General features: G+C 66.3%; 26 protein-coding genes. 11 read left to right on the top strand and 15 right to left on the bottom strand.

Going from position 1 to position 24,867, the window contains the following annotated elements:
• The 4 genes from AC1Q5S_RS10975 (at position 1) to AC1Q5S_RS10960 (ending at position 2,191) form a co-directional block, all read left to right on the top strand.
• A complete protein-coding gene (locus AC1Q5S_RS10975) occupies positions 1–471 on the top strand; it encodes a universal stress protein (RefSeq protein ID WP_492238856.1) in 471 nt (156 codons plus the stop codon).
• Positions 472–672: 201 nt separating this feature from the next.
• Positions 673–1,146: a phosphatidylglycerophosphatase A family protein gene (locus tag AC1Q5S_RS10970; protein WP_287878525.1), complete on the top strand. Its 474-nt coding sequence runs from the start codon at positions 673–675 to the stop codon at positions 1,144–1,146.
• Positions 1,147–1,247: 101 nt separating this feature from the next.
• The gene (locus tag AC1Q5S_RS10965) at positions 1,248–1,673 is read left to right on the top strand and encodes a CinA family protein (protein WP_303834665.1); all 426 of its coding nucleotides are present in this window, start codon (positions 1,248–1,250) and stop codon (positions 1,671–1,673) included.
• A gap of 29 nt (positions 1,674–1,702) precedes the next feature.
• Positions 1,703–2,191: a nuclear transport factor 2 family protein gene (locus tag AC1Q5S_RS10960; protein ID WP_287878488.1), complete on the top strand. Its 489-nt coding sequence runs from the start codon at positions 1,703–1,705 to the stop codon at positions 2,189–2,191.
• 1 nt (position 2,192) lies between these two features.
• On the opposite strand, the gene AC1Q5S_RS10955 is transcribed toward AC1Q5S_RS10960, so the two are convergent.
• The 11 genes from AC1Q5S_RS10955 to argS form a co-directional block, all read right to left on the bottom strand.
• Positions 2,193–3,701: a SulP family inorganic anion transporter gene (locus AC1Q5S_RS10955; protein ID WP_422203857.1), complete on the bottom strand. Its 1,509-nt coding sequence runs from the start codon at positions 3,699–3,701 to the stop codon at positions 2,193–2,195.
• A 307-nt stretch (positions 3,702–4,008) separates the two neighbouring features.
• Positions 4,009–4,857: a YecA/YgfB family protein gene (locus tag AC1Q5S_RS10950; RefSeq protein ID WP_492238855.1), complete on the bottom strand. Its 849-nt coding sequence runs from the start codon at positions 4,855–4,857 to the stop codon at positions 4,009–4,011.
• Positions 4,858–4,950: 93 nt separating this feature from the next.
• Positions 4,951–5,493, bottom strand: coding sequence for a putative toxin-antitoxin system toxin component, PIN family (locus AC1Q5S_RS10945; protein ID WP_422203854.1), 543 nt, complete (start codon positions 5,491–5,493; stop codon positions 4,951–4,953).
• Positions 5,483–6,772 (bottom strand): THUMP domain-containing class I SAM-dependent RNA methyltransferase, encoded by a 1,290-nt coding sequence (locus tag AC1Q5S_RS10940; protein WP_422203852.1) that lies wholly within the window; start codon positions 6,770–6,772, stop codon positions 5,483–5,485. Before AC1Q5S_RS10940 ends, AC1Q5S_RS10945 begins: the two co-directional genes overlap by 11 nt.
• Before the next feature lie 186 nt (positions 6,773–6,958).
• On the bottom strand, positions 6,959–7,387 hold the full coding sequence (locus AC1Q5S_RS10935; RefSeq protein ID WP_303834629.1) for an acyl-CoA thioesterase: 429 nt from the start codon (positions 7,385–7,387) through the stop codon (positions 6,959–6,961).
• Positions 7,388–7,462: 75 nt separating this feature from the next.
• Positions 7,463–9,052 (bottom strand): RNA polymerase factor sigma-54, encoded by a 1,590-nt coding sequence (locus AC1Q5S_RS10930; protein ID WP_422203850.1) that lies wholly within the window; start codon positions 9,050–9,052, stop codon positions 7,463–7,465.
• On the bottom strand, positions 9,052–9,819 hold the full coding sequence (gene lptB / locus AC1Q5S_RS10925) for an LPS export ABC transporter ATP-binding protein (RefSeq protein ID WP_303834633.1): 768 nt from the start codon (positions 9,817–9,819) through the stop codon (positions 9,052–9,054). Before lptB ends, AC1Q5S_RS10930 begins: the two co-directional genes overlap by 1 nt.
• Before the next feature lie 11 nt (positions 9,820–9,830).
• A complete protein-coding gene (lptA, locus tag AC1Q5S_RS10920; protein ID WP_026435413.1) occupies positions 9,831–10,478 on the bottom strand; it encodes a lipopolysaccharide transport periplasmic protein LptA in 648 nt (215 codons plus the stop codon).
• Between the two features lie 97 nt (positions 10,479–10,575).
• Positions 10,576–11,232, bottom strand: coding sequence for a thiol:disulfide interchange protein DsbA/DsbL (locus AC1Q5S_RS10915; RefSeq protein ID WP_026435414.1), 657 nt, complete (start codon positions 11,230–11,232; stop codon positions 10,576–10,578).
• A 78-nt stretch (positions 11,233–11,310) separates the two neighbouring features.
• The gene (locus AC1Q5S_RS10910) at positions 11,311–11,961 is read right to left on the bottom strand and encodes an SPOR domain-containing protein (RefSeq protein ID WP_026435415.1); all 651 of its coding nucleotides are present in this window, start codon (positions 11,959–11,961) and stop codon (positions 11,311–11,313) included.
• Positions 11,962–11,973: 12 nt separating this feature from the next.
• Complete coding sequence (argS, locus tag AC1Q5S_RS10905; protein ID WP_303834637.1) at positions 11,974–13,683, bottom strand: arginine--tRNA ligase; 1,710 nt, start codon at positions 13,681–13,683, stop codon at positions 11,974–11,976.
• A 377-nt stretch (positions 13,684–14,060) separates the two neighbouring features.
• On the opposite strand from argS, the gene AC1Q5S_RS10900 reads away from it, so the two are divergent.
• Entirely contained in the window at positions 14,061–14,348 is a 288-nt protein-coding gene (locus AC1Q5S_RS10900; protein ID WP_422203842.1) for a PsiF family protein, read from the top strand.
• An 87-nt stretch (positions 14,349–14,435) separates the two neighbouring features.
• On the opposite strand, the gene AC1Q5S_RS10895 is transcribed toward AC1Q5S_RS10900, so the two are convergent.
• Both AC1Q5S_RS10895 and AC1Q5S_RS10890 read right to left on the bottom strand, forming a co-directional pair.
• Positions 14,436–14,882: a DUF2214 family protein gene (locus AC1Q5S_RS10895; protein WP_303834641.1), complete on the bottom strand. Its 447-nt coding sequence runs from the start codon at positions 14,880–14,882 to the stop codon at positions 14,436–14,438.
• A gap of 54 nt (positions 14,883–14,936) precedes the next feature.
• A complete protein-coding gene (locus tag AC1Q5S_RS10890) occupies positions 14,937–15,860 on the bottom strand; it encodes a LysR family transcriptional regulator (protein ID WP_303834643.1) in 924 nt (307 codons plus the stop codon).
• Positions 15,861–16,133: 273 nt separating this feature from the next.
• Here AC1Q5S_RS10890 and AC1Q5S_RS10885 point away from each other — a divergent pair, with 273 nt between their 5' ends.
• Positions 16,134–18,344 (top strand): malate synthase G, encoded by a 2,211-nt coding sequence (locus tag AC1Q5S_RS10885; protein ID WP_303834645.1) that lies wholly within the window; start codon positions 16,134–16,136, stop codon positions 18,342–18,344.
• Positions 18,345–18,470: 126 nt separating this feature from the next.
• Here AC1Q5S_RS10885 and AC1Q5S_RS10880 read toward each other — a convergent pair whose 3' ends face one another.
• Positions 18,471–19,643 carry a M20 aminoacylase family protein gene (locus AC1Q5S_RS10880; protein ID WP_303834647.1) on the bottom strand — a complete coding sequence of 391 codons (1,173 nt, stop codon included), beginning with the start codon at positions 19,641–19,643 and terminating at the stop codon, positions 18,471–18,473.
• A gap of 9 nt (positions 19,644–19,652) precedes the next feature.
• Entirely contained in the window at positions 19,653–20,633 is a 981-nt protein-coding gene (locus tag AC1Q5S_RS10875; RefSeq protein WP_303834649.1) for a tripartite tricarboxylate transporter substrate binding protein, read from the bottom strand.
• A 124-nt stretch (positions 20,634–20,757) separates the two neighbouring features.
• Here AC1Q5S_RS10875 and AC1Q5S_RS10870 point away from each other — a divergent pair, with 124 nt between their 5' ends.
• The 5 genes from AC1Q5S_RS10870 (at position 20,758) to AC1Q5S_RS10850 (ending at position 24,673) form a co-directional block, all read left to right on the top strand.
• Positions 20,758–21,660, top strand: coding sequence for a LysR family transcriptional regulator (locus AC1Q5S_RS10870; RefSeq protein WP_303834651.1), 903 nt, complete (start codon positions 20,758–20,760; stop codon positions 21,658–21,660).
• A gap of 184 nt (positions 21,661–21,844) precedes the next feature.
• A complete protein-coding gene (locus AC1Q5S_RS10865; RefSeq protein ID WP_422203835.1) occupies positions 21,845–22,153 on the top strand; it encodes a cysteine-rich CWC family protein in 309 nt (102 codons plus the stop codon).
• A 36-nt stretch (positions 22,154–22,189) separates the two neighbouring features.
• Complete coding sequence (locus AC1Q5S_RS10860; RefSeq protein WP_422203833.1) at positions 22,190–22,378, top strand: 4-oxalocrotonate tautomerase; 189 nt, start codon at positions 22,190–22,192, stop codon at positions 22,376–22,378.
• Between the two features lie 10 nt (positions 22,379–22,388).
• A complete protein-coding gene (locus tag AC1Q5S_RS10855; RefSeq protein ID WP_422203831.1) occupies positions 22,389–23,867 on the top strand; it encodes a DHA2 family efflux MFS transporter permease subunit in 1,479 nt (492 codons plus the stop codon).
• Between the two features lie 35 nt (positions 23,868–23,902).
• The gene (locus AC1Q5S_RS10850) at positions 23,903–24,673 is read left to right on the top strand and encodes a class II glutamine amidotransferase (protein ID WP_303834660.1); all 771 of its coding nucleotides are present in this window, start codon (positions 23,903–23,905) and stop codon (positions 24,671–24,673) included.
• Positions 24,674–24,867: the final 194 nt, after the last annotated feature.

Genomic DNA, 24,867 nt, shown 5'->3' with positions numbered 1-24,867 from the left:
ATGTACGAAAAAATCCTGGTCCCCTTCGACGGCAGCCCCACGTCGGAACAAGCCCTGAAAGAAGCCGCCAGCCTGGCACTGAAGGTGGGCGCGCAGATGCGCCTGCTGCACATCGTCGATCCGCTGACGCATGCGGTTGGCTTCGTGCGCCCCGAGGTGTATCGCACCGACTTCCTGCCCGTGGCCCTGAAGTGCGCTGACACCATGCTGCGCAAGGCCTGCGATCAGCTCACCGGGCAAGGCATCCAGACCGAGACCCGGCTGCTGGAAGCCATGGACGCCCAGGTGGCCACGCTGGTGATCGACGAGGCCCGGCAATGGGGCGCCCGCCTGATCGTGCTGGGCACCCAGGGGCGGCGCGGCCTGGCGCGCATGTTCCTGGGCAGCGATGCCGAGCAGATCGCCCGCACCTCCCCCGTGCCGGTGCTGCTGGTGCGCCTGCCCGAGGCCGCGCCCGCCCCATCCGCCTGAGAACGCTCCTGGCGCAGCAGCCGGGCGACTGCAGCGCGGGCTGCTAGCATTCCCACCCCTGATGCAACGCCCCGGAGCCCCCGCTTGATTCCCTCCCCCCCTGGCGCCCCGCGCGGTCCGGTTGACCCGGTTGATGTGACCGATGCCACGCCGCGCGCCCCCGGCACGCCACCGCCGCCACGGCGGCCCAGCGCCACTTTCATGCTGCAGCACCCGGCGCACTGCATTGCGCTGGGCTTTGGCGCAGGCCTGAGCCCCAAGGCGCCGGGCACCGTGGGCACCCTGTGGGCCTGGCTGGCCTTTCTGGTGCTGCAGCACTGGCTGGGCACGCAGCAGATCGGCCTGCTGATCGGCGCGGGCACGCTGGTCGGCTGGTGGGCCTGCACCGTCACGGCGCGGCACATGGGTGTGTCCGATCCCGGCAGCATCGTCTGGGACGAGGTGGTGGCCTTCTGGCTGGTGCTGTGGCTGGCCATGCCCATGGGGTTCTGGGGCCAGGCCGTGGCGTTTGCCCTGTTCCGCTACTTGGATGCCGCCAAGCCCGGGCCCGTGGGCTGGGCCGACCAGCTGTTCAAGGGCTTCGGCTGGCGCGGCGGCTGGGGCATCCTGTTCGACGACTTCATGGCGGCCTTCTGCACCCTGCTGTTCATCGCGCTGTGGAGGTTCTTCTGGTGAGCCCGTCATCACGATCAAAAGATGCGCTGCCAGCGCTTGATGCACAAGCACCAGAGGCCGTTTTGACTCAAATTTCCGCCCAGCTGCTGGCGCGCGGCTGGATGCTGGCCACCGCCGAGAGCTGCACCGGCGGCATGATCGCCGCCGCCTGCACCGACCTGGCGGGCTCCAGCCAGTGGTTCGAACGCGGTTTCGTTACCTATTCCAACGCCGCCAAGACCGAGATGCTGGGCGTGCCCGTCGCGCTGATCGAAGCGCATGGCGCAGTGAGCGAGCCCGTGGCGCGCGCCATGGCTGGCGGGGCCGTGGCCCACTCCCGTGCGCAGGTCAGCGTGGCGGTGACCGGCGTGGCCGGGCCCACCGGTGGCAGCGCCGAAAAGCCCGTGGGCACCGTGTGGTTTGGCTGGAGCACGGACGGCGTGGTCACCACCGAGATGCGGCGCTTTGCGGGCGACCGCGCCGCCGTGCGGCAGGCCACGCTGGCGCATGCCTTGCGGGGAGTGGTGCAGCGGATGGCGCCGGCTTAGCCACCATACCGCCCAATCCAGGAGACCCCATGCACCCCAATGCCCAGACCCTGCAACGCTTCTACACCGCCTTTGCCCAGCTCGACCATGCCACCATGGCGGCCTGCTACGCACCCGACGCCACGTTTGACGACGAAGCGTTCTCGCTCAAAGGCCGTGACCAGGTGGGCGGCATGTGGCGCATGCTGTGCACTGCCACCAAGAAGCCTGGCGTCGCCGAGCACTGGAAGCTGGAGTTCAGCGGCATCGACGCCGACGCCAACGGCGGCAAGGCGCACTGGGAGGCGCACTACCTCTTCAGTGCCACGGGGCGCAAGGTGCACAACACCATCGACGGCACGTTCACCTTCACGTCCGACGGGCTGATCGCCACGCACCGCGACCGCTTCGGCTTCTGGCGCTGGTCGCGTCAGGCCCTGGGCCTGCCAGGGCTGCTGCTGGGCTGGTCGCCCTCGCTCCGGCGCAAGGTGCGCAGCACGGCAGCGGCGAACTTGAAGAAGTTTCTGGCGCAGGGCTGACTCAACCGCCACCGGGCGCGCGGGCCTCTGCCGCGCTGCCCATGCGGTCGATCAATACCGCACTGGCCTCGTTCAGCCCCAGCACCTGCACCGTGCAGCCGTGGTGGCGCAAGCGCTCCACCACCCTGTCGAGCGCGGCCACGGCGGTGATGTCCCAGAAATGCGCGTGCGTCACGTCGATGCACACCGGCCGGCCTTCGGCGCCCCGCACGTCAAACGATTCGATGAACGCATCCGCCGAGGCAAAGAACACCTGGCCAGACACGCGCCAGGTGCGCTGGCCGGTGGCGCCATCGTCGTGCACGCGCACGTCCAGCATGCGCGAGACCTTGAATGCAAAGAACACCCCGCTGAGCACTACGCCCACGGCCACACCAGCGGCCAGGTTGTGGGTGGCGATGGTGACGGCCACGGTGGCCAGCATGGCGGCGCTGGACAGGCGCGGGTGGTGCACCAGGGCGCCCAGCGATTTCCAGTCGAACGTTTCGGCCGACACCATGACCATGATGGCCACCAGCGCAATCACCGGCACCTGCGACACCCAGGGTTTGAGCGCCACCATGAGGATGAGCAGGAACACCCCGGCAAACAGCGTGGACAGGCGCCCGCGCCCGCCGTACTTCACGTTGCCCACGGCCTGGCCGATCATGCCGCAGCCCGCAATACCGCCAAACAGGCTGGATGCGATGTTGGCCAGCCCCAGGCCCGCGCATTCGCGGTTCTTGTCGCTGGGCGTGTCGGTCAGCTCATCGACCACGGCGGCGGTGAGCACCGATTCGAGCAGGCCCACCATGGCAATCGCCAGCGCGGGCAGCAGGATGATGCGCAGGGTGTCGAGCGACACCGGCACCTGCGGCAGCGCAAACACTGGCAGCGAGTCCGGCAACTGGCCCAGGTCGCCCACGGTGGGCAGACGCAGGCCCAGGGCCGAGGCCAGAACGGACAGCACCACCACGCAGATCAGCGGCGACGGGATGGCCGTGAGCGCGGGCCACGCGAGCCGCTGGCCCAGCCACGGCAGGCCGTAGATGAGCGCCAGCCCCAGCGCCAGCATGGCCCAGGTGGCCGCGCCGGCACCCACCAGGTGCGGCAGCTGCGCGGCAAAGATCAGGATCGCCAGCGCATTGACGAAACCGGTGCGCACCGAGCTGGACACAAAGCGCATCAGCACGCCCAGCTTCATCAGCCCGAACGCCACCTGCACGGCCCCCGCCAGCAGCCCCGCCGCCAGCAGGTAGCCCAGCCCGTGCGACTGCACGAGCGGCGCGGCCACCAGCGCCACCGAGCCCGCCGCGGCCGACACCATGGCGGGCCGCCCGCCCGTGAAGGCGATCACCAGGCTGATGACGAACGAGGCAAAGAGCCCCACGGACGGATCGACACCCGCCACGAACGAGAACGCGATGACTTCGGGGATGAGCGCAAACGTGGCCACGGCCCCGGCCAGCAGTTCGCGCGGAATGCTGGGCGCCCATTCGGCGCGCAGGCGGGTAAGGAAAGAAGGGGTCATGCGAGGTGCCCTGGAAAAAGCAAAGCGCGCCCGAAGGCGCGCTGCGAGGGATTTCAGATCAAAAAGGCTCTAGCGCCTATGCATAAAGCGTCAAAAGCTACAAATTAAATAGCAAACAAATACAAACCATCGTACCGCCTCTGGAGGCCACGCGTTCGCACTGATGCTGGCCTCTTCGGTGCGCGCGGCGCTACCAGCGGCCACCGCGCAAGGGCCGCCCCGCCGCGCTGGTGGCGTCCCCCTTCTCTCGAATCGCATCGCGATTCGAGAGAAGGGGGAAGGCGCGCAGCGCCTCAGGGGGTTGTACTCATCCCCCGTGGCACTTCTTGAACTTCTTGCCGCTGCCGCACCAGCAGGGCTCATTGCGGCCGGGTTCAGCCACCTTGCGCACGGTTTCGATGCGCGGGCCCAGGCTTTTCCAGAGCTGGCGCAGGTCGTACACGGCCCAGATGGCTTCGCCGAAGGTTTCCACGCGGGCCTGGCTGGTGCTGGGCGGGCCGTCCTCGCTGAACATGCAGACCTCGGGCTTGCCGGTGTCGTCCTCGGTCAGGGCAACGATGCTGTCCAGCGCATCGTCGAGCCACTTGGCGGCTTCCTTGTCGCGCGGTGCGGCCCAGTCCTCGGGCCAGTTTTCGACGGCGAACATGAAGCCCAGCGCCCACACCTGGCCAAACGAGGGGATCTCCTGGCCGGCCATTTCGGCGCGCTGGTCTTCGGGCAGGCTGGCCACGGCGCCGCGCATGTCCATGGCCTCGGGCTGGAAGGTGCGGTCGTCGTCCAGCGATTCGACCGGGGCGTCGAGCTGCGCCTCGACCTCGTTCCAGCGCAGCATCCACAGCTCCAGAAACCGCGCCTGCTGGGCCGCATCGGCAAACGCCGGCAGCAGCGGCAGGGGCTCCCCTTCGGCCAGGTCGATGGCCGAGCCATCGCCCAGCAGCATGGGCAGGTATTCCGAGGGCGGAATGGGGCGGCGGCTGCAGATCAGCGCCGTGAGGAAGCCGTCGCAGAACTCCCACTGCGGGATCTCTTCGCCGCGCGTGCGCAGATCGTCCAGCAGGGTATCCATCTCGTCGAGTTCATCGGGACCCAGGGCCGGGGCGGCCAAGGCGGCAGATGCGGCGGCGTCCGTGGGCTCTGGGTGGGGGGTGTTGTTCATGGCGGGGCTCCAGTCGGCGGGGCCTCGGGGCTGGGATGCTGCCCGCTGCCCCGGGCAAAGGCGGCCAGTGTAGCCGCCAGCCGGTGCGGCAAGTCAAGCGATCTGCATGGCAGCAGGTGTAGCGGCAGCACTTGCCGGCGCAATTTCCAGCCGCTCGTCTGCTTCAAAAACAATCGCTGTTGCCACATGCGCACCCAGCGCCAGCAGCCGTTTTTGCATGCACAGAACGGCGTTGTCCTTGCTGAGCAGGATGGCGCGGTGGGCCACGGCCAGGTCGATGAAATGCTGGTCGTCGGCATCCTTGCACACGGCGGACACGCGCGGTGCCACGTCCACCCAGCGCACCTGGGCTTCGTAGGTCTGCAGCAGCTGGCCGGCGGTGAGCCCATAAAAAGCCAGCCGCGGCACGATCTGCGGATAGGCCAGCACACGCACCAGCTCGTCGCGCATGGGCGGCGTGGCCACCCAGCACAGCTGCTGCGCGTCCAGCAGCCTGCGCACGGACGCCACGGCGGCGTCGGCAAACACCAGCAGGTCGAGCACGATGTTGGTGTCCAGCACCAGCGGGCGCGCGCCGGCGTCGGCCTGCCCGCGTTCGGGCCACTGCAGCAGGCAGCGATGGGGTTTAGCCGCCATGGGCCTTGGGGGCTGGGCCATCGGCGGCACGCGGTGCGCGCACCGAGCCCTTGACCATGTCGAAGCGGAACAGCCGGCATTCGATGGGGCCGTTCCACATCGGCACGCGGCGCGATTCCTTCAGGCGCATCTTGCCGGGCAGCTTGAGGTCGGGCGTGAGCATCCAGGCCTGCCAGCCGGCGTAGTTCTTCTTCCAGTGCGCGGCCAGCTGGCTGAAGAACTCGCCGCCATCGTCGGTGTGCGCCTCTTCGCGGCCCACGGCCAGGCCCTGGGCGCGGTCGGCCGCGCGCTCGCTGGCGTTGCGGCCCGCCGTGCCGGCGGCGGCGATGCGTTCGCCATAGGGCGGGTTGAGCAGCATCACGCCGGGCTGCTCGCAGGGCGGCATGCGCTGCAGGGCATCGCCACCGCGCAGCTGCACGGCATCGGCCACACCCGCGCGCTCGGCGTTGCGCTGGGAAAAATCGACCATGCGGAAGGCAACATCACTACCAAAAATGGGTACAGCGCTTTTCTGTATGGTGCCTTCAGCTTCGTTTTTAATAGCAGTCCAGACATGGGCCTGGAACGGCAGCAGTTTCTCGAACGCAAAGCGCCGCAGCATGCCGGCCGGGATGCGGCAGGCGATCTGGGCCGCCTCGACCACGATGGTGCCACTGCCGCAGCAGGGGTCGTACAGGGGCTGGGGGTTGTCGCCCAGCGGGTCCCAGCCGCTGGCGGCGATCATGGCGGCGGCCAGGGTTTCCTTCAGCGGGGCGTCGCCCTTGTCCTCGCGCCAGCCGCGCTTGAACAGCGGCTCGCCCGAGGTGTCGATGTAGATCGTGGCCTCGTCGGTGGTCAGGTGCAGGTGGATGCGCACGTCGGGCCACTGCGTGTTCACGTCGGGGCGCACGCCGCTCTTGGCGCGGAACCGGTCGGCCACGGCGTCCTTGACCTTGAGGCCCGCGAAGTTCAGGCTTTGCAGCGGGCTGTGCTGCGCCGTCACCTCGACCTTGAAGGTCTGGCGCGTGGTGAACCAGATCTCCCAGGCCACGTCGCTGGCCATGCCATAGAGGTCGCTCTCGGAACGGTAGGGTCGGTGCGCCAGTTGCACCAGCACGCGCTGGGCCAGGCGGCTGTGCAGGTTGAGCAGCAGCGCATCGCGCCACGAAGCGCGCAGCAGCACGCCGCCCCGGCCGACCAGCAGGTCTTGCCCGGTAAGGCCGGTGATGGCGTGCACCTCGTCGGCCAGGTAGCCCTCGACGCCGGCGGCGCAGGGCAGAAAAAGTTGGAGTTGGTTCATAAGACTGGCCGAAAGGATACGCGCTCAGAGGCTGAGAGTTTTTCGGCCGTGTCTGCAAGGCATGTCAAAACGCGCCGGATCTAGGCGCAAAACGCAGCCATAGCTCGGGCTATGGCGAGTATTTGCAACGACGAGCCGGTGTGTTTTGGCGTGCAAGGCGGGCATGGATGAAAGACTCTCAGCCTCTCAGGCCTGCAGCAGCAGCTGGCGGATGGATTCGGGAATCGGTGCCACCTTGCGGTCGGTCTTGCCGATGAAAACGATACCGGTCTTGCCGCGCGCCACTTCGCGGCCCTGGGTTTTCTCGGTCATGCGAAAGACCAGATCGAAACCATAGCGGTTGAAATCCACCGGAGTCATCTCGACGCGCATGGTTTCACCATGGAAACCTTCAGACCGGTACTGCGCCACGATGTCACCCACCACGATGGACAGGCCACCCACATCGGCCTCGGGGAAACCCAGCGACTGGAAAAAGCGCACACGCGCCTCGGATACCAGGCTCAGCAGCTGCGCATTGTCGAGGTGCCCGCCCTGGTTCACGTGGCTGATGTAGATCTGCAGTTCGGTGGCAAAGCCGAAATGCGCGGGAAGGTCGAAGACGATACGGGCCATGGCGTGGAAAGCGGGGTGACGGGAGAAAAAACAGCAAACAGGGCACGCTGTGGCAGGCACGCGCCCCAAAGAAGGCTACAGCGCCTTGCGCAGATTGGCCGGTGCGATCTTGAGCGCCTCGCGGTACTTGGCCACCGTGCGGCGCGCGCACTCGATGCCCTGCTCCTTGAGCATCTCGGCGATCTGGCTGTCGGACAGCGGCTTGGCGGGGCTTTCGGCCGCCACGAACTGCTTGATCAGCGCGCGCACCGCCGTGCTCGATGCGTTGCCGCCGGTTTCGGTGCCCAGGCCCGAGCCAAAGAAATACTTGAGCTCGTAGGTACCGATCGGCGTCGCCATGTATTTGGCGGTGGTCACGCGGCTGATGGTGGATTCGTGCAGCCCCAGCTCGTCGGCAATGTCGCGCAGCACCAGCGGGCGCATGGCCAGCTCGCCGTGGGTGAAGAAGTTCTTTTGCCGCTCGACGATGGCGCGCGAGACGCGCAGGATGGTGTCGAAGCGCTGCTGGATGTTCTTGATGAACCAGCGCGCCTCCTGCAGGCGCTGCTGCATGCCCTGGTGGCCCTCGCCACCCTTGTGGCCGCGCAGGGCGCCGGCGTAGATGTCGTGCACGCGCAGGCGGGGCATCACGTCGGGGTTGAGCTGCACGATGAAGTTGTGCTGGCCATCGCGCCCGTTGGCGCGCCCGGATTTGCGCACGATGACGTCGGGCACGATGATGTTGCGCTCCACATCGGCAAAGCGGCGGCCCGGGCGCGGCTCCAGGCGGGCGATCAGCGCCATGGCGGCGCGCGTGCGCTCTTCGCCATCGCCGCACGCCTGCGTCAGGCGGCGGATATCGCGGCGGGCCAGCATCTCCAGCGGCTGCTGGCACACGCGCAACGCGGTCTGCACGGTCGCAGGATCGATCTCGCTGTCTTCGTCGGCGGCCAGGGCCTTGAGCTGCAAGGTCAGGCACTCGGCCAGGCCGCGCGCGCCCACGCCCACGGGCTCCAGGCTTTGCAGCAGGCGCTGGGCCACGGTGAAACGGTGCACCAGTTCTTCGATCTGCTCCAGATCGTCCGGCCCGGCCAGGCCGATGGCCAACTCTTCGAGCGGTTCTTCGAGGTAGCCGTCGTCGTTGAGCGATTCGATGAGAAAGCGCAGCGCGGCGCGGTCCACTTCGGACAGGCGCAGCGCCAGCGCCTGGCGGTGCAAGAAGGCCGTCAGTGATTCGTGCGAGCGGGCCAGCTCGGTGGCGTCGGCCTCGTCGCCTTCGGCGTCGTTGCGGTTGCGGGCGGGCGCATCGCCGCCCCATTCGGCGTCATTGGGCGCCATTTCCACCGTGCCGTCGCCGCTCCAGTCGGGCTCGTCCGCACCGGCGCTGGCCGGCTCAGCATCATTTGGGTTTTCAACGCTTGTGTTGCCTGTGCTGGCAACCCCTGAAAACAGAGCATCGTCGGCGCTGTAGTCGTCGGCCTGCGCGGGCGTGTCGGCGGCGTCCAGGCCGAACTCCTCGCGTGGCGCTTCCTCGGCCGTGCGCTCCAGAAAAGGGTTCTCGTCGAGCATCTGCTCGACTTCCTGCGACAGCTCCAGCGTGGACAGCTGCAACAGCCGGATGGATTGCTGCAACTGGGGTGTGAGCGACAGGTGCTGCGAAACGCGCAGCGAGAGACCGGGTTTCATCACATTCTGAAGTGCTCGCCGAGATAGACCCGGCGTACTTCGGCGTTGTCAACGATCTCGGAGGGCGTGCCCTGCGCCAGAACGCGGCCGTCGCTGATGATGAAGGCGTGGTCGCAGATGCCCAGCGTTTCGCGCACATTGTGGTCGGTGATCAGCACACCGATGCCACGGGCCTTCAGGAAACCGATGATGCGCTGGATCTCGATGACGGCAATCGGGTCGATGCCGGCGAAGGGCTCGTCGAGCAGAATGAAGCGCGGCTGGGTGGCCAGCGCGCGGGCGATTTCGACCCGGCGGCGCTCGCCGCCCGACAGGGCCAGGGCCGGCGATTCGCGCAGATGGTCCACGCGCAACTCCTGCAGCAAGGCGGTGAGGCGTGCTTCGATCTCCTTCCTGGCGAGCGGCTTGCCGTCGTCGCCCCGCTGTAGCTCCAGCACGGCGCGCACGTTTTCCTCGACGTTCAGCTTGCGAAAAATCGACGCCTCTTGCGGCAGATAGGACAGCCCCAGACGCGAGCGCCGGTGGATGGGCATGTCCGCCACCGAGTGGCCATCGATGCGGATGTCACCGCCATCGCAGCGCACCAGGCCCACGATCATGTAGAACGAAGTGGTCTTGCCCGCGCCATTGGGACCGAGCAACCCCACTACCTCGCCCTTTTGCACGACCAGCGACACATCCTTGACGACCTTGCGGCTGCCATAGGACTTTTCGAGGTGCGCGACTTCCAGGCGGCTGCCCGCCTGGGTGTCAGGGCTTGTGTTCACGGTCGCTGCACTCACTTGCTTGCGCCGCCGAGGGTGTTGCTGGGGCGCAGCACCGGCCCGCTGGCCGCAGGGGCTGGGGCAGCGGCAGGAGGCTGCTCCTTGGGCGACAACACGGCGCGCACGCGCCCGCCGGGGGCCGGCGCTTCACCCGCTGCACTGTTGGCCGATTTCTTCTGGCCATCGACAGTGAACACGTCGGTGAGGTTGTTGTAGACGATGACGGCGCCCGAGAGCTGATCGGTCACCACCGATTCCCGGTAGCGGCGCATTTCGGCACGGGTGATGAAGCGCACATTGTCGGCACGGCCGTCGTACTCGATGACCTCACCCTCGCCCTCGATGAACTCGTCCGGGGCACCGGCCACGGTGTCGCGCTTTTGCCGGAAGAATGCGCGCTTGCCGGGTTCGGCCGTCACCACGCCGTACTGGTAGCCATCGGCATCCTGGCGCACATCCAGTTGCGCACCGCGCAGCACGATGGTGCCCTTGGTCATGACCACCCGGCCCGTGAACACGCTGGTCTGCTTGAGCTCATCGTGGCGCAGCGCATCGGACTCGATGTTCATGGGCTTGTTGCGGTCGGCCTTTTCGGCATGGCCCACGCCAGGGGCGCAGGCCAGGGCCGAGAGCAGCAGGATCGGGAGGTATCTTTTTTTCATGAGGCACAAATCTTGCGTTCATTGTAGCCACGCACAGCGCTGGCGCCCATGAAAAAGCCCGCAAACGCGGGCCTCTCGAACGGGGGCAAATGTGGCATCAACCCTTGCGCGCCACGCCCGCCAGATACTCCACCACCTGCAGCACGGTCTGCATGCTGCCGGCCATGGTGCCATCGGTATAGAACCGGCCGGCCACGCCCATCGAAGGAACGCCTTCCACGCCATAGCCCTCCTGCAGCGCCGAGGCGCGGCGCACCTGGCTGGACACCGTGAAGGAGGTGTAGACCTCCTTGAACTTGGCTGCGTCCACCCCCTGCTGGGCCACCCAGGCGAAGATGTCCTCGTCCTTGGCCAGCTTGAGTTTTTCGACGTGGATGGCGCGGAACACCTTGGCGTGCAAGGTGTCGAGCTTGCCCATGCCTTCGAGCGCGAAATACAGCTTTTGCTGGGGTACGAAGCTGGCATTGAAAGCCACGGGAATGCGACGGATGCTGAGATCCTTGGGGGCTGCCTTGACCCAGGCATCGAGCGCGGGCTCAAAGGAGTTGCAGTGCGGGCAGCTGTACCAGAAGAACTCGATCACATCGACCTTGCCGGCGGGCGCATCCGGCGCCAGGGGCTTGGCGAGCCTGGTGTAGTCCTTGCCCTCCTTGAACTGGCGCGCCTGCGCCATGGCCGGCGTGGCCAGCGGCAGGGTCAGGGCGGAAGCGGCAACCACCGAAGCGGTGGACAGGGAAAACTCGCGGCGTTTCATGACGGGGACACTCCTTGTTCTGGTCTGGGGGTGTGAGAACGCCCCCACGAAAAAGTTCAGGCGATGGCGATGAACATCCTAGCGCTGGACACGCACCATCGCGGACTCGACGCCGGCGCCTTCCAGCTTTTCCTTCAGCTGCTCGGCATCGTCGCGCTTGGAAAACGGGCCCACGCGCACGCGGTACATGGTGCGGCCATTCTGTTCGCGCTCGCTCACGCGGGCTTCCCAGCCCAGCATGGCCAGTTTGGCGCGCTGCGCATCGGCCCCAGACTGGGTGGGGAACGCCCCGGCCTGTACGAAATAGTCAAACGGATCGACCGCCGCCGACCTGGCCTTGGCCAGGTCGCCCAGCGGGTCCGCCGAGGCGGCAGGCTTGGCGTCGGCCTTCGTGGCGGGCTTGGCCTCGGCCGTTGCAGGCTTGCTGGCGGGCGTGCGCGCAGCGGTGGCATCGGCGGCCGGGGCCGTGCCATTGGCACTGGCCGACGCGGCGGCGGCCGGAGCCGGCGGGCGCGCGGGGTTCTTGCCGTAGAGCGGCGAGTTCGGATCCCAGTTCTTGTTCTTCTGGGCCTCGGCGGCATCCTGGTCCACGCCACGCAGGCCGCCCTTGTTCAGGAAAGGCACAGGCACCTTGGTCACATACACGGCCACGGCCAGCGCGGCACCCAGGCCCACGACGACCCCGACGATGAACCCGATGATGGCGCCACCCGTCTGTTTTTTCTTCATGGTAGTAACTGCTTACATTCTGGCTGGAGCCGATACGCCCAGCACGGCCAGGCCATTGTGCAACACCTGCGCGGTGGCGGCGACGAGGGCCAGGCGTGCCTTCTTCACGGCCTCGTCGTCCACCAGGATGCGCTCGGCATCGTAGTAGCTGTGGTAACTGGCGGCCAGGTCGCGCAGGTAGAAGGTGACGTCGTGCGGCGCCTCGCCCTGCGCGGCGGCGGTGAGCATCTCGGGGTATTTGGCCAGCTGCAGCATCAGCGCCTGGGCCTGCGGGCCTTCGAGGGCCGACAGATCCACATCCTTCAGCGCCGCCATATCGCCACCGCCCGCCTCTTGCCAGGCGCGCAGCACCGAGCAAATGCGCGCATGGGCGTACTGCACGTAATAGACCGGGTTGTCGTTGTTCTGCGCCACGGCCAGGTCCACGTCGAAGGTGTACTCGGTGTCGGGCTTGCGGCTCAGCAGGAAGAAGCGCACGGCGTCCTTGCTGGTCCACTCGATCAGGTCGCGCAGCGTGACGTAGCTGCCCGCGCGCTTGCTGATCTTGACCTCTTCGCCCCCCTTGACCACGCGCACCATGGTGTGCAGCACGTAGTCGGGGTAGCCCTGCGGAATGCCGACGTCGGCCGCCTGCAGGCCGGCGCGCACGCGGGCGATGGTGCCGTGGTGGTCCGTGCCCTGGATGTTGACGACCTTGGTGAAGCCGCGCTCCCACTTGGCGATGTGGTAGGCCACATCGGGCACGAAGTAGGTGAAGGTGCCATCCTGCTTGCGCATGACGCGGTCCTTGTCGTCACCATAGTCGGTGCTCTTGAGCCACAGCGCGCCGTCCTGCTCGTAGGTCTTGCCGTTGGCAACGAGCTTGTTCACCGTGGCCTCGACGCGGCCGCTGGTGTACAGACTCGATTCGAGGTAATACTCATCGAAGTGCAGGGCGAAAGCCTGCAGGTCCTTGTCCTGCTCGTTGCGCAGGTAGGCCACGGCGAACTGGCGGATGTTGTCATAGTCCTCGACATCGCCGTTGGCGGTGAACTCACGGTCGTCGGCCTTCACCGTGGCCCGGGCCTTGAAGGCCTCGGCGATGTCGGCAATGTAATCGCCGTTGTAGAAGTTCTTGGCCAGCGGGTTGTCGCTGTCGGTGGGCCAGCAGTCATCGCCCGGTTGGAAACCCTTGGCGCGCAGCTGCGTGCTTTTGGTGAGGGTGTCGATCTGCACGCCCGCGTCGTTGTAATAGAACTCGCGGTGCACCTTCCAGCCCTGCGTGCCGAACAGGTTGCAGATGGCATCGCCTAAAGCGGCCTGGCGGCCGTGGCCCACATGCAGCGGGCCGGTGGGGTTGGCCGACACGAACTCGACCAGCACCTTCTCGCCCCGATCGGCCTGGTAGCCAAAGCGCGCGCCAGCGGCCAGCACCTCGCGCACCACCTCCTGCTTGGCCGCGGGCTGCAGGCGGATGTTCAGAAAACCGGGGCCGGCGATCTCGATGGCGGCCACCCAGCGCTGGAAGGCGGGTGTGGCCTCCAGCGCGGTCTTGAGCTGCTCGCCCAGAGCGCGCGGGTTGAGCTTGAGCGGCTTGGCCAGCTGCATGGCGGCGGTGCAGGCGAAGTCGCCATGGGCCGCAACCTTGGGGGATTCAAACGCCGCCTTGGCACCAGCGCCGGGGGACAGGATTTCCAGCTCGGCAGCAAGGGCCGCGAGCAATTCATTTTTGGCTGTGAGCATCGGCGGATTTTACGGGGCGGCCAGCACAGGCCATCCAGCACCCAGGCCAGCGCACCCCGGCGGGCATGCGCGCAGGCTGGCGGCGCCCCCAGGCAGAATGGCGCATCCCACCCATTGCCGAGGAAATTGTGCGCATGCCGCCCCAGCCCATCGTGCTGTACCGACGCCGCTGGACCCTGGCGTTTCAGGCGCCTTGCACGCAGCCGCTGCGCCCCGGCCCCGCATGCTCTGAAAAATCACCGCACACCGCACACCGCACACCGCCCTCGCCGCAGGTCGCGCGGTTGTTTTCACGGCTGGCCCGCGTTGTCGCGCAACACGTTCTATGGTGCAATGCCACCGGGACCCCCCATAACGTATTCACACCAGGAGATTCCATGCAAAAGCTTCTTTCCCTGACCGCGCTCGGCCTGGCTTTGTCGCTGGGTTTCAGCGCCCACGCGGCAGAGAACACCCCCGCTCCCACCAAGCAGCCATCCAGGATGGCGACCTGCAACAAGGATGCCGGCGAGATGAAGGGCGATGAACGCCAGGCCTTCATGAAGACCTGCCTGAGCAACAAGCCGGCCACGCAGCAAAGCAAGATGAAAACCTGCAACGCCGACGCGGCCGGCAAGAAGGGCGATGAACGCAAGGCCTTCATGCGCGAATGTCTCAAGAAATGAGACAACAAGCGCTCTGGACATGAAAAAAACCGCCGGCGCTGCCAGGCGGTTTTTTTCTGCCCGCCGCAAGCCACGGCCCCGCGCGGCCTACCAGCCGCGCGCCCAGAACACGGCAATCACCGCCACCACGGGCAGCACATGCGACTGGATCATGACGAGACGGCGCACCCTGGCAACCTCTTGCGCACCGGGCAAGGCCCCCGTGCTGCGCAGGTCGCGGCGCCAGCGCCGGAACGACAGCGTGGGCCAGATGGACAGCAGCGCCATCGCCACGAACAGCGTGATCTTCACATGAAACAAGGGCTGCGAGACATACCAGGACATGCCCTTGATGCCCCACACCACGCGCGCCAGGCCCGTGAGCAGCAGCACGAACGCCGTCACGCCGTAGATCACATCCAGGCGCACCAGCCGCTCCACCACGGCGGCATTGAGCCATTCGATGCGGCACACCGCCGCCTGGCTCGACAAAAAGACCACCAGGGTCAGGATGGCCACCAGATGCAGGGCGGCCAGAACGGCTTCGAGAGTCATTGCAGATCCTTGTAAACCCCGGCACAACAGTGCGCCGCGCATCACCAGGGTGGGTTACGCAGCCGTCCAGAAACCGGGCTGGCTGTAATTGTGCTTGAGGAAATCGATCCACAGGCGCACACGCAGCGGCAGGTGCTTGCGCTGGGGAAACACCACGTAAATGCCATTGGGCGGTGCGGCAAACTCCTCCAGCACCTCCACCAGGCGGCCCGCGGCGATTTCCGCCTCCACCTCCCAGGTGCTGCGCCAGGCCAGGCCGTAGCCCGCCAGGCACCAGTCGTGCAGCACCTGGCCGTCCGAACAATCGAGCGGCCCGCCCGGCTTGAGGTGCACCACCTCGCTGCCGCCCCCCTCGGCGGGCATGCGAAACGCCCAGCCGCGCGTCTGCGAGGCCTCGCTCGACAGCGTGAGGCAATCGTGCGCCGACAACTCGCCCGGATGGCGCGGTGTGCCATGGCGCTGCAGGTAGGCGGGCGTGGCCACGCAGAGGCGACGGTTGTCGGCAATGCGTACGCTCACCAGCGACGAATCGGGCAGGTCGCCCACGCGCACGGCGCAATCAAAGCCCTCACCGGCCAGATCCACCACGCGGTCGCTGAGGTTGAGCGAGATCGTCACATCGGGGTGTACCGTGCGAAAGCGCGGCACCAGCGGCGCCACATGGCGGCGGCCAAAGCCGGCGGGCGCGGTGATGCGCAGGTGGCCCGTGGCCTTCACCCCCCCTTCCGACACGCTGGCCTCGGCATTGGCCACGTCGGACAGCAGGCGCTGGCAGTCCTCCAGAAAGGCGCTGCCCTCGTGCGTGAGGCTGATGCGCCGCGTGGTGCGCACCAGGAGCTTCACGCCCAGGTGTTCTTCGAGTGCATCGAGCCGGCGCCCCATGATGGCGGGCGCCACGCCTTCGGCCTTGGCAGCGGCAGTGAGGCTGCCACGCGTGGCCACCGACACAAAGGATTCGAAGGCCTTGAGTTTGTCCATGGCGCTGATTATGGAGACAAGTGGCAGCCGCGCCACCGGGTGGTGGTGATCGAGAAGTTTCAGTCAAACATGCCTCTAGCGCTTGCTCAATAAGCGTTAATAGCTATTGTTTTTGTATTAAACAGCCACCCTACTTTTGCAAAAAAGTCATTGGTTTCGAGATATTCAAAGACTTTATGCCACCAAACAATTGCAATACAGTCTCTCCATGGCTCGCGCCAGCGGGCCCAATGGCTGGTTCCCCCTTTATTTCTCCACCTTAGGCATCGCACCATGACCGCACGCACCTCTGTCCACGGCCTGCAAGTGGCCACCTCCCTGTTCCGCTTCGTGGAAGACAAGGTCTTGCCCGGCACCGGCGTGCAGAGCAGCGCCTTCTGGAAAGGCTTTGACGCCCTCGTGTCCGACCTGGCCCCGCGCAACAACGCGCTGCTGGCCGAGCGCGACCGCCTGCAAACCGAGCTCGACACCTGGCACAAGGCCCACCCCGGCCCCATCACCGACATGGCGGCCTACCGCAAGTTCCTGGAAACCATCGGCTACCTGGTGCCGCAGCCCGCCGACGTGCAGGCCACCACCACCAACGTGGACGACGAGCTCGCCATCCAGGCCGGTCCCCAGCTGGTGGTGCCGATTCTCAATGCCCGCTACGCCCTGAACGCCGCCAACGCCCGCTGGGGCAGTCTGTACGACGCGCTGTACGGCACCGACGCCATCCCCGAAACCGACGGCGCCGAAAAGGGCAAGGGTTACAACCCCGTGCGCGGCGCCAGGGTGATCGAGTTCGCCCGCAATGTGCTCGACCAGAGCACGCCGCTGGCCAGCGGCTCGCACAAGGACGCCACGGGCTACCGCGTGGAGGGCGGCCAGCTGGTGGTGGCCCTGAAGAACGGCAGCACCACGGGCCTGAAGAACCCGGCCCAGTTCACCGGCTACCAGGGCAGCGCGGCCCAGCCCTCGTCGGTGCTGCTGCAGCACAACGGCCTGCACCTCGATATCCAGATCAACCGCGCCACGCCCATCGGTCAGACCGATGCTGCCGGCGTGAGCGACCTGGTGCTGGAAGCGGCGCTGTCCACCATCCTCGACCTCGAAGACTCGGTGGCCGCCGTCGATGCCGACGACAAGGTGCTGGGCTACGCCAACTGGCTGGGCATCCTGCAGGCCACGCTGACCGAGTCGTTCGACAAGGGCGGCAAGACCGTGACCCGCGGCCTGAACCCGGACCGCATCTACACGGCCGCCAGCGGCCAGGGCGAAGTGCGCCTGCATGGCCGCTCGCTCATGTTCGTGCGCAACGTGGGCCACCTGATGACCAACCCGGCCATCCTGTGGACCGACGCCCAGGGCCAGCAGCGCGAGATTCCCGAAGGCATCATGGACGCGGTGGTGACCACCGCCATTGCACTGCACGACCTGCAAGGCCACGGCAAGAACGGCATCCGCAACTCGCGCAAGGGCTCGGTCTACATCGTCAAGCCCAAGATGCACGGCCCGTTTGAGGTGGCCTTTGCCGCCGAACTGTTCGGCCGCGTGGAGCAGTTGCTGGGATTGAGCGACAGCACCGTCAAGCTGGGCATCATGGACGAGGAGCGCCGCACCAGCGTCAACCTCAAGGCCTGCATCGCCGCCGCCAGCAGCCGCGTGGCCTTCATCAACACCGGCTTCCTCGACCGCACCGGCGACGAAATGCACACCGCCATGCACGCCGGCCCCATGGTGCGCAAGGGCGACATGAAAACCAGCGCCTGGCTGCCCGCCTACGAACGCAGCAATGTGCTGGTCGGCCTGTCGTGCGGCCTGCGCGGCAAGGCACAGATCGGCAAGGGCATGTGGGCCATGCCCGACCTGATGGCCGACATGCTCAAGCAAAAGATCGCCCACCCCCAGGCCGGCGCCAACACCGCCTGGGTACCCAGCCCCACCGGCGCCACGCTGCATGCCCTGCACTACCACCAGGTCAAGGTGAGCGACATCCAGATCGAACTGGAAAAGACCGACGCCAATGCCCTGCGCGATGACCTGCTGACCGGCCTGCTGACCATTCCCGTCTCGGCCAACCCGAACTGGAGCGACGAGGAGATCCAGCAGGAGCTGGACAACAACGCCCAGGGCATTCTGGGCTACGTGGTGCGCTGGGTGGACCAGGGCGTGGGTTGCTCCAAGGTGCCCGACATCCACAACGTGGGCCTGATGGAAGACCGCGCCACGCTGCGCATCAGCAGCCAGCACATGGCCAACTGGCTGCTGCATGGCGTGGTGACCGAGGCGCAGGTGCAGGAAACCTTCCGCCGCATGGCCGCCGTGGTCGACCAGCAAAACGCTGGTGACCCGCTGTACCAACCCATGGCGGGCCACTTCGACACCTCGTACGCCTACCGCGCCGCGGTGGAGCTGGTGACCAAGGGCACCGAGCAACCCAGCGGCTATACCGAGCCGCTGCTGCACGCCTGGCGCCTGCAGGTGAAGGCAGGCACTGCCTGATCACGTCTGCGCGAATTGCTATTAATTAAATAGCTTCCAGCGCTTACTACATAATCGCCAGAGTCCTATTTGATCTAAAAACAACGGCGCCCTCGGGCGCCGTTGTCGTTCAGATCGGCTGCGGGTTCAGACCAGAAACCGCTGCGCCAGCAGCGCCCAGTAGGCCGCGCCTATGGGCAGGTTGGCGTCGTTGAAGTCATAGCCAGGGTTGTGCACCATGCAGGCGCCGGCGCTGTCGCCATCGCCGTTGCCGATAAACAGATAACTGCCGGGCACGCGCTCCAGCATGAAGGCGAAGTCTTCACTGCCGGACACGGCTGGGCCTTGCAGGGTCACGCGCTCGGAGCCGACCAGCTCCAGGGCCACCTCGCGGGCGAAGGCGGTTTCGCCGGGCGTGTTGACCAGCACCGCGTACCCGGGCCGCCAGGCTATCTGCGCCGTGACGTCAAAGCTTTCGGCCTGCGCGGCGATCAGCGCCCTGATGCGCTGCTCGAGCTTGCCGCGCACCTCGCGATCCAGCGAGCGCACGCTGAGCTCCAGCGTCGCGCTTTGAGGGATCACGTTGTTGGCCTTGCCGGCGTGCAGCGCGCCCACGGTGACCACCGCCATCTGCAGCGGGTCGATGTTGCGCGAGACGATGGTCTGCAGCGCCATCACGATGCTCGCCGCCGCCACGACGGGGTCGGCCGCGCGGTGCGGCATGGCGCCATGACCACCCACGCCGGTAAGCGTGACGGTGGCGTAGTCCGACGAAGCCATGGCGGCGCCTTCGCGCAGGACCAGCCGGCCCTGCGGGATGCCGGGCATGTTGTGCATCGCGAAGACCGCATCGCAGGGGTACTTTTCGAACAGGCCATCATCCATCATGCGCAGCGCGCCGCCGCCGCCTTCTTCGGCTGGCTGGAAGATCAGGTTCAAGGTGCCGGAAAAGCGCCCGTGCTCGGCGAGGTGCTGCGCGGCGGCCAGCAGCATGGCGGTATGGCCGTCGTGGCCGCAGGCGTGCATCACGCCCGCATGGCAACTGGCATGTGGCAGGCCGGTGGCCTCGTGGATGGGCAGGGCGTCCATGTCGGCGCGCAGCCCGAGCCGGCGCCGGCCCTCGCCGCGCACCAGCCGGCCGACCAGGCCGGTGCCGCCCAGGCCGCGTTCGACCGCGTAGCCCCAGCCCTGCAGCTTCTCGGCCACCAGCGCCGAGGTGCGGTGCTCGTCGAAGGCCAGCTCGGGGTGGCGGTGGATGTCGCGCCGCAGGCCTATGAACTCATTGGCCTGCGCGTGCAGTTCCTCAAGCAAGGTGCTCATGGACTTACCTCACTGCGGCTGCAGATTGATCGACTTGGCGATGCTGCGGTAGCGCGCGGTCTCGGCCTCGAAGAACTTCGCCGATTCGGCCAGCGACATGGCTGGCGATGGCTGCGCCGCCTGCGCCGCCAGTTGCGAGCGCACGGAGGGGTCTTTCAGCGTCTCGCCTATGGCCTTTTGCAGCCGCTGCACCACGTTTTCCGGCGTGCTTTTGGGCACCATCAGGCCGCTCCAGATCTTGTACGAGAAGTTCTTCAGCTCCTTGCCTTCACTGGCGGTCGGCACGTTCTTCAGAAGCTCGGAGCGCTGCGCGCCCAGCTGGCCTATCACCTTGAGCCGGCCCTGCTCGGCCAGCGCGCCCATGCCGGCGCTGTAGACCAGCACGGCGAAATCCACCTGGCCGCCGCCTATGTCCTGCAGCAGCGGCGCATTGCCCTTGTACGGCGCGTGCGTCAGCTTGATGCCGGCGACTTGCTGCACGTTCTCAAGGATCAGGTGGTAGAGCGAGCCGATGCCCACGCTGCCGTAGGTCAGCGGCTTGTCGCCCGACTTGCGCGCCAGCGCGATCAATTCGTCAACGCTGTTGGCCGGCAGGTCCTTGCGCGCGACAAACACCATCACCGATTCGGCCACCGGATGCACCAGGCGGAAGTCCTCGGCCTTGAGTTTGACGGCTGCGTTGGCCAGCGGCGAAAGAATCACCTCGTTCGGCGAACCCTGGAACAGGTAGTAGCCGTCGGCGGGCGCCGCCAGCACCTTTTGCGCGGCCAGCGCGCCAGCGACGCCGCCCAGGTTTTCCACGATCACCTGCTGGCCCAGCTCCTTGCCCAGCGGCACGGTGAAGATGCGCGCGATCGCATCGGATGGCCCGCCCGCCGGGTAGGGCACCATCAGGTTGACCGGCTTGGTCGGGTAGGTTTGGGCGAGGGCGCCGCCGGTGGCCAGCAGCAGACCTGCCAGCAGGACGCCGAATTTCTTGAATGTGTTCACGGGATGTCTCCTTGGAATGAGTGCAGGGGGATGCACTTCAGAATGCTAGACCTCCCGAATTAATGCGTCTAATGCATTATTTTTGTGATTGATATTCGTATTACTCATTCAATGCACCTGCACCATGAACCTCCAACACCTCGAACACCTGCTCGCCGTGGCCGAGACCGGCTCTTTCAGCCGTGCCGCCGAGCAGCAGCATCTGACGCAGTCGGCCCTGAGCCGCAGCATCCAGACCCTGGAAGGCGACCTGGGCGCGCGCCTGATCGACCGCACGGGCAAGCGCAACGAGCTCACGCCGCTGGGCCAGGCCGTCGCCGTGCGCGCCCGGCGCATGGTGTTCGAGGCGGCCGAGCTGCGCCGCAGTGCCGAGTTGCTCAAGCAAGGCGACCTGGGCGCCATCCGCATCGGCCTGGGTTCGGGGCCGGGCGTGATGCTGATGACGCCGTTTCTCGTGTACATGGCCCAGCACCATCCGGGCGTGCAGGTCAGCGTGTCGCCGGGCGCGACGGAGTTGCAGCTGATGCTGCTGCGCCAGCGCACGCTGGACGCACTGGTCATCGACGTTCGCCGCATCGCGCCGGCACCCGACCTGGCCATAGAGAACCTGACCGAACTGCGCGCAGGCTTTGTCTGCCGCAGCGGCCACCCCTTGCTGCAGGCCGGCAGGCCAGTGTCTTTTGACGAGATGCTGCGCTACCCCCTGGCCTCGACGCCGATCAGCGCGGAAGTGGCGCACATGCTGGTCAACCGCTTCGGGCCGCGGGCCGACCCGCAGCAGGCCGTGAGCCTGCGTTGCGACGACATCACGAGCCTGATCGAAACGGTCAAGGCCTCGGACGCGATCTACCAGGGCATCGTGGCGGCGGCACGCGCCGGCATCGACGCGGGACAGCTGGCTGAACTGGCGACCGCGCCGCCGTTGGCCATTGGCGCGCGCTTTGCGTTCGTCACGCTGGCCGGGCGCACCGAGGCGCCGTCGATGGGTTTGTTCCGACAGTTTGTGGCGGAGCGGCTGTGTGACTGAGGGGCCCAAAGGGTGGCCCCGGTGGCTCGAGCGAGAACGACAAGGGGCTGGCGTCATCGAAACCGCGCGTGTCGCAGAGGCCCGTAGAAAATCAGGTCAACATGACTCTTAGCGTCCGTGAATAAAGCGGTAGCAGCTATTTTTTATAGTATCAACCGAAGAATGAACCACCGGCAAGCGCCCCATGCACGAAGCCTGTCCAACCCGCCCACCACAGGCCGCCACCGTACACTGGTTACCTGCGCTCCTGTGCGAGCACCGCTCATCCACCTCCATGCCACGCCCAGAACCGGATCCCGCTTGCTGCCCCCTGTGCGGCCAGCCCAACCAATGTGCAATGGCCGCAGGGCAGCCGCCCGAAAGCTGCTGGTGCATGACAAAGCGCATCGCGCCCGGCGCCCTGGATGCGCTGCCCGTGGCCGAGCGCGGCCAACGCTGCATCTGCCCCGCCTGCGGTGCGCCTGGTTCGGACACGCCACAGCCGCCGATATGATTTCTCTTTTGTTTGTTGCCCCCCAAGGAGGCTGATATGCCCACGTACCACGTTGAAATGATGGAAGGCCGCACGGTCGAACAAAAGAAGAAGCTGGTGGAAGAAATCACCCGCGTCTCGGTCGAAATCCTGGGCGGCTCGCCCGAGTCGGTAAACATCCTGATCACCGATATCAAACGCGAAAACTGGGCCACCGGCGGCACGCTCTGGACCGAACGCTCCTGAGCGCCGCGCCATGACACAGCCCTGCGGCTCGCTCACCGTGCTGCGCGAGCGCTACGGTGAGCGGTACCGCTGGCTGGTGCTGTTTTCGGTGATGGTGGGGACCATGGCGTCCATCATGTCGTCCACCATCGTGAATGTGGCGATTCCGGACATGAGCCACTATTTCGCGCTCGGCCAGGAACGCGCCCAATGGGTCACGTCGGGCTTCATGGTGGCCACCACGGTGTCGATGCTCACCACGCCGTGGCTGCTGTCGCGGTATGGCTACCGTGCCACCTACGTAGGCGCCATGGTGCTGCTGCTCGCAGGGGGCATTGGCGGCGGGATCGCCGGGCATTTCGGACTGGTGCTCGCCGCCCGTGTGGCCGAGGGGCTGGCCGCCGGGGTGGTACAGCCGATTCCCGCAGTGATCATCCTGTATGCCTTCCAACCCCATGAACAGGGGCGTGCCAGCGGCATTTTCGGCATGGGGGTGGTACTGGCACCCGCCATCGGGCCCAGCCTGGGAGGCCTGCTGGTGGACTGGTTTGGCTGGCGTTCGATTTTTTTCATGGTCGTGCCGTTTTGCCTGGCATCCATCACACTGGCCTACAAATTCGTGCCCACCACCGCCCCCGGCGGAATGCCAGCGAACCGCAACGGCGAACCACTGGACTGGCGCGGGCTGGCGCTGGGTACCTTGGGCACGCTGTGCCTGCTCAATGGCCTGGTGGCGCTGCACAGCGGGCCTTACGCCCAGGCGATCCTGCTCCTGGGCGCTGCCATGCTGTTCGTGGTGCTGTTCCTGTGGTGGCAACGGCGCATGGCGCGGCGCGGGCACAAACCCCTGATGGACCTGAGGGTCTTTGAATGCCGGCAGTTCGCCATGGGCAGTGTGGTGGCCTTCGTCTACGGCACCGCGCTCTTTGGCTCCACGTATCTGCTACCGGTTTTCATGCAACTGGGGTTGCAGCTCTCAGCCTCGCATGTGGGCACCATTATGCTGCCCTCCGGCCTCGTGCTGGCGGTCACCATTCCGCTGGTCGGCCGGCTGGCCGACAGGGCTCCCACCCACTGGCTGGTCGGCTCCGGCCTGGCGCTGCTGGGCCTTTCCTTTGTGCTGATGAAGCTGGTGGATCTGCAGTCTGCGCTATGGACGCTGGTGCTGTTTGCCGTGCTGGGCCGCATCGGGCTGGGCTTCATCCTGCCCTCGCTCAATCTGGGCGCCATGCGGCCGCTGGACAAGACGCTCATTTCCCAGGGATCGAGCATCATCGGCTTCGTGCGCATGCTGGGGGGCGCGGCAGGAGTGGGTCTTTGCGGAATCGTGCTGGAATGGCGCCTGGGCGCGCATGGTGACTCATTGACGACCGCAGCCACGAGCCCCGCACGCATCGCGGCGTTCGGCGAAACCTTCATGATGCTGGCAGGACTCTGCCTGCTGGCGCTCATTGCGGCCTGGCAATTGCGCGGTACGGCAGGCCAGGCCACCGTCGCTCGGAAGCCCTGACCCCGTATGTCTCCACACCATCACAGGATCCTCTCATGTGCCAGCTGCTTGGAATGAACAGCAATACACCCACGGACATCACCTTCAGCTTTCGGGGGTTTGCGCAACGTGGCGGCAATACCGCCGATCACGCCGATGGGTGGGGCATTGCGTTCTTCGAAGACCGGGGCCTGCGCCATTTCGTGGACCATCTGCGCGCGGCCGATTCACCCATTGCCGAGCTCATCCGGCACTATCCCATCAAAAGCCTCAACGTCATTGCCCATATCCGCAAGGCCACGCAGGGGCCTGTCAGCCTCCAGAACTGCCATCCTTTTGTGCGCGAGCTGTGGGGACGCTATTGGGTTTTTGCGCACAACGGCGATCTAAAGGAGTTTCGTCCACGCCTGCATGCGCATTTTCATCCGGTGGGCAACACCGACAGCGAGCATGCGTTTTGCTGGCTGCTGCAAGAGCTTGCCAAATCGCATGCGGGCATGCCCAGCATTGACGAACTCACCCGCACGCTGCGGGAGCTGACACCGCAAATTGCCGCGCACGGCACCTTTAATTTTCTACTGTCCAATGGCGAAGCCCTGTGGGCCCATGCCTCCACCCACCTTTATCACCTGCAGAGGCGGCATCCTTTTGCCGTCGCCCAGCTATCGGATGAAGATCTCTGCATTGATTTCGCCCCCCTCACCACACCATCCGACAAGGTGCAATTGTTGGCGACGGAGCCGTTGACGGTGAACGAGGAATGGAAAGCGTTCGGCTCGGGAGAACTGAAGGTGTTTGCGGGGGGAAGCGAGGCGGGCAGGGGCTAGTTTTCCCGCCCCACGCTCATCGCATACAGAGCCCACTGGGTGCTGAACGCTGCCCCTTTGCCAGGCTGGGCTGCACAGAAGGCTTGAATTGATTCGCGGCGGGAGGCCATCGCGGCACCCCCAAGCAGAAACGCCCCACTCAATGGCTGAGTGGGGCGTTCTGGGCTGTAAGAGCCTGACGATGACCTACTTTC

Source organism: Acidovorax sp. GW835-FHT14B10 (genome assembly GCF_058793725.1).
Note: the sequence above shows the minus strand (reverse complement) of the source record. Positions and strands in the feature narration are given on the sequence as shown.

What these genes read in the sequence shown, in the direction of transcription:
- AC1Q5S_RS10940 (WP_422203852.1), bottom strand. Translation starts at nt 6,772, where the DNA reads ATGAACCAACTCCAACTTTTTCTGCCCTGCGCCGCCGGCGTCGAGGGC.
- AC1Q5S_RS10955 (WP_422203857.1), bottom strand. Translation starts at nt 3,701, where the DNA reads ATGACCCCTTCTTTCCTTACCCGCCTGCGCGCCGAATGGGCGCCCAGC.
- AC1Q5S_RS10860 (WP_422203833.1), top strand. Translation starts at nt 22,190, where the DNA reads ATGCCCACGTACCACGTTGAAATGATGGAAGGCCGCACGGTCGAACAA.
- argS (WP_303834637.1), bottom strand. Translation starts at nt 13,683, where the DNA reads ATGCTCACAGCCAAAAATGAATTGCTCGCGGCCCTTGCTGCCGAGCTG.
- AC1Q5S_RS10930 (WP_422203850.1), bottom strand. Translation starts at nt 9,052, where the DNA reads ATGAAACCCGGTCTCTCGCTGCGCGTTTCGCAGCACCTGTCGCTCACA.
- AC1Q5S_RS10970 (WP_287878525.1), top strand. Translation starts at nt 673, where the DNA reads ATGCTGCAGCACCCGGCGCACTGCATTGCGCTGGGCTTTGGCGCAGGC.
- AC1Q5S_RS10870 (WP_303834651.1), top strand. Translation starts at nt 20,758, where the DNA reads ATGAACCTCCAACACCTCGAACACCTGCTCGCCGTGGCCGAGACCGGC.
- AC1Q5S_RS10935 (WP_303834629.1), bottom strand. Translation starts at nt 7,387, where the DNA reads ATGGCCCGTATCGTCTTCGACCTTCCCGCGCATTTCGGCTTTGCCACC.
- AC1Q5S_RS10900 (WP_422203842.1), top strand. Translation starts at nt 14,061, where the DNA reads ATGCAAAAGCTTCTTTCCCTGACCGCGCTCGGCCTGGCTTTGTCGCTG.
- AC1Q5S_RS10950 (WP_492238855.1), bottom strand. Translation starts at nt 4,857, where the DNA reads ATGAACAACACCCCCCACCCAGAGCCCACGGACGCCGCCGCATCTGCC.
- AC1Q5S_RS10965 (WP_303834665.1), top strand. Translation starts at nt 1,248, where the DNA reads ATGCTGGCCACCGCCGAGAGCTGCACCGGCGGCATGATCGCCGCCGCC.
- AC1Q5S_RS10890 (WP_303834643.1), bottom strand. Translation starts at nt 15,860, where the DNA reads ATGGACAAACTCAAGGCCTTCGAATCCTTTGTGTCGGTGGCCACGCGT.
- AC1Q5S_RS10895 (WP_303834641.1), bottom strand. Translation starts at nt 14,882, where the DNA reads ATGACTCTCGAAGCCGTTCTGGCCGCCCTGCATCTGGTGGCCATCCTG.
- AC1Q5S_RS10885 (WP_303834645.1), top strand. Translation starts at nt 16,134, where the DNA reads ATGACCGCACGCACCTCTGTCCACGGCCTGCAAGTGGCCACCTCCCTG.
- lptA (WP_026435413.1), bottom strand. Translation starts at nt 10,478, where the DNA reads ATGAAAAAAAGATACCTCCCGATCCTGCTGCTCTCGGCCCTGGCCTGC.
- AC1Q5S_RS10915 (WP_026435414.1), bottom strand. Translation starts at nt 11,232, where the DNA reads ATGAAACGCCGCGAGTTTTCCCTGTCCACCGCTTCGGTGGTTGCCGCT.
- AC1Q5S_RS10945 (WP_422203854.1), bottom strand. Translation starts at nt 5,493, where the DNA reads ATGGCGGCTAAACCCCATCGCTGCCTGCTGCAGTGGCCCGAACGCGGG.
- AC1Q5S_RS10865 (WP_422203835.1), top strand. Translation starts at nt 21,845, where the DNA reads ATGCACGAAGCCTGTCCAACCCGCCCACCACAGGCCGCCACCGTACAC.
- AC1Q5S_RS10880 (WP_303834647.1), bottom strand. Translation starts at nt 19,643, where the DNA reads ATGAGCACCTTGCTTGAGGAACTGCACGCGCAGGCCAATGAGTTCATA.
- AC1Q5S_RS10850 (WP_303834660.1), top strand. Translation starts at nt 23,903, where the DNA reads ATGTGCCAGCTGCTTGGAATGAACAGCAATACACCCACGGACATCACC.
- AC1Q5S_RS10960 (WP_287878488.1), top strand. Translation starts at nt 1,703, where the DNA reads ATGCACCCCAATGCCCAGACCCTGCAACGCTTCTACACCGCCTTTGCC.
- AC1Q5S_RS10855 (WP_422203831.1), top strand. Translation starts at nt 22,389, where the DNA reads ATGACACAGCCCTGCGGCTCGCTCACCGTGCTGCGCGAGCGCTACGGT.
- AC1Q5S_RS10910 (WP_026435415.1), bottom strand. Translation starts at nt 11,961, where the DNA reads ATGAAGAAAAAACAGACGGGTGGCGCCATCATCGGGTTCATCGTCGGG.
- AC1Q5S_RS10975 (WP_492238856.1), top strand. Translation starts at nt 1, where the DNA reads ATGTACGAAAAAATCCTGGTCCCCTTCGACGGCAGCCCCACGTCGGAA.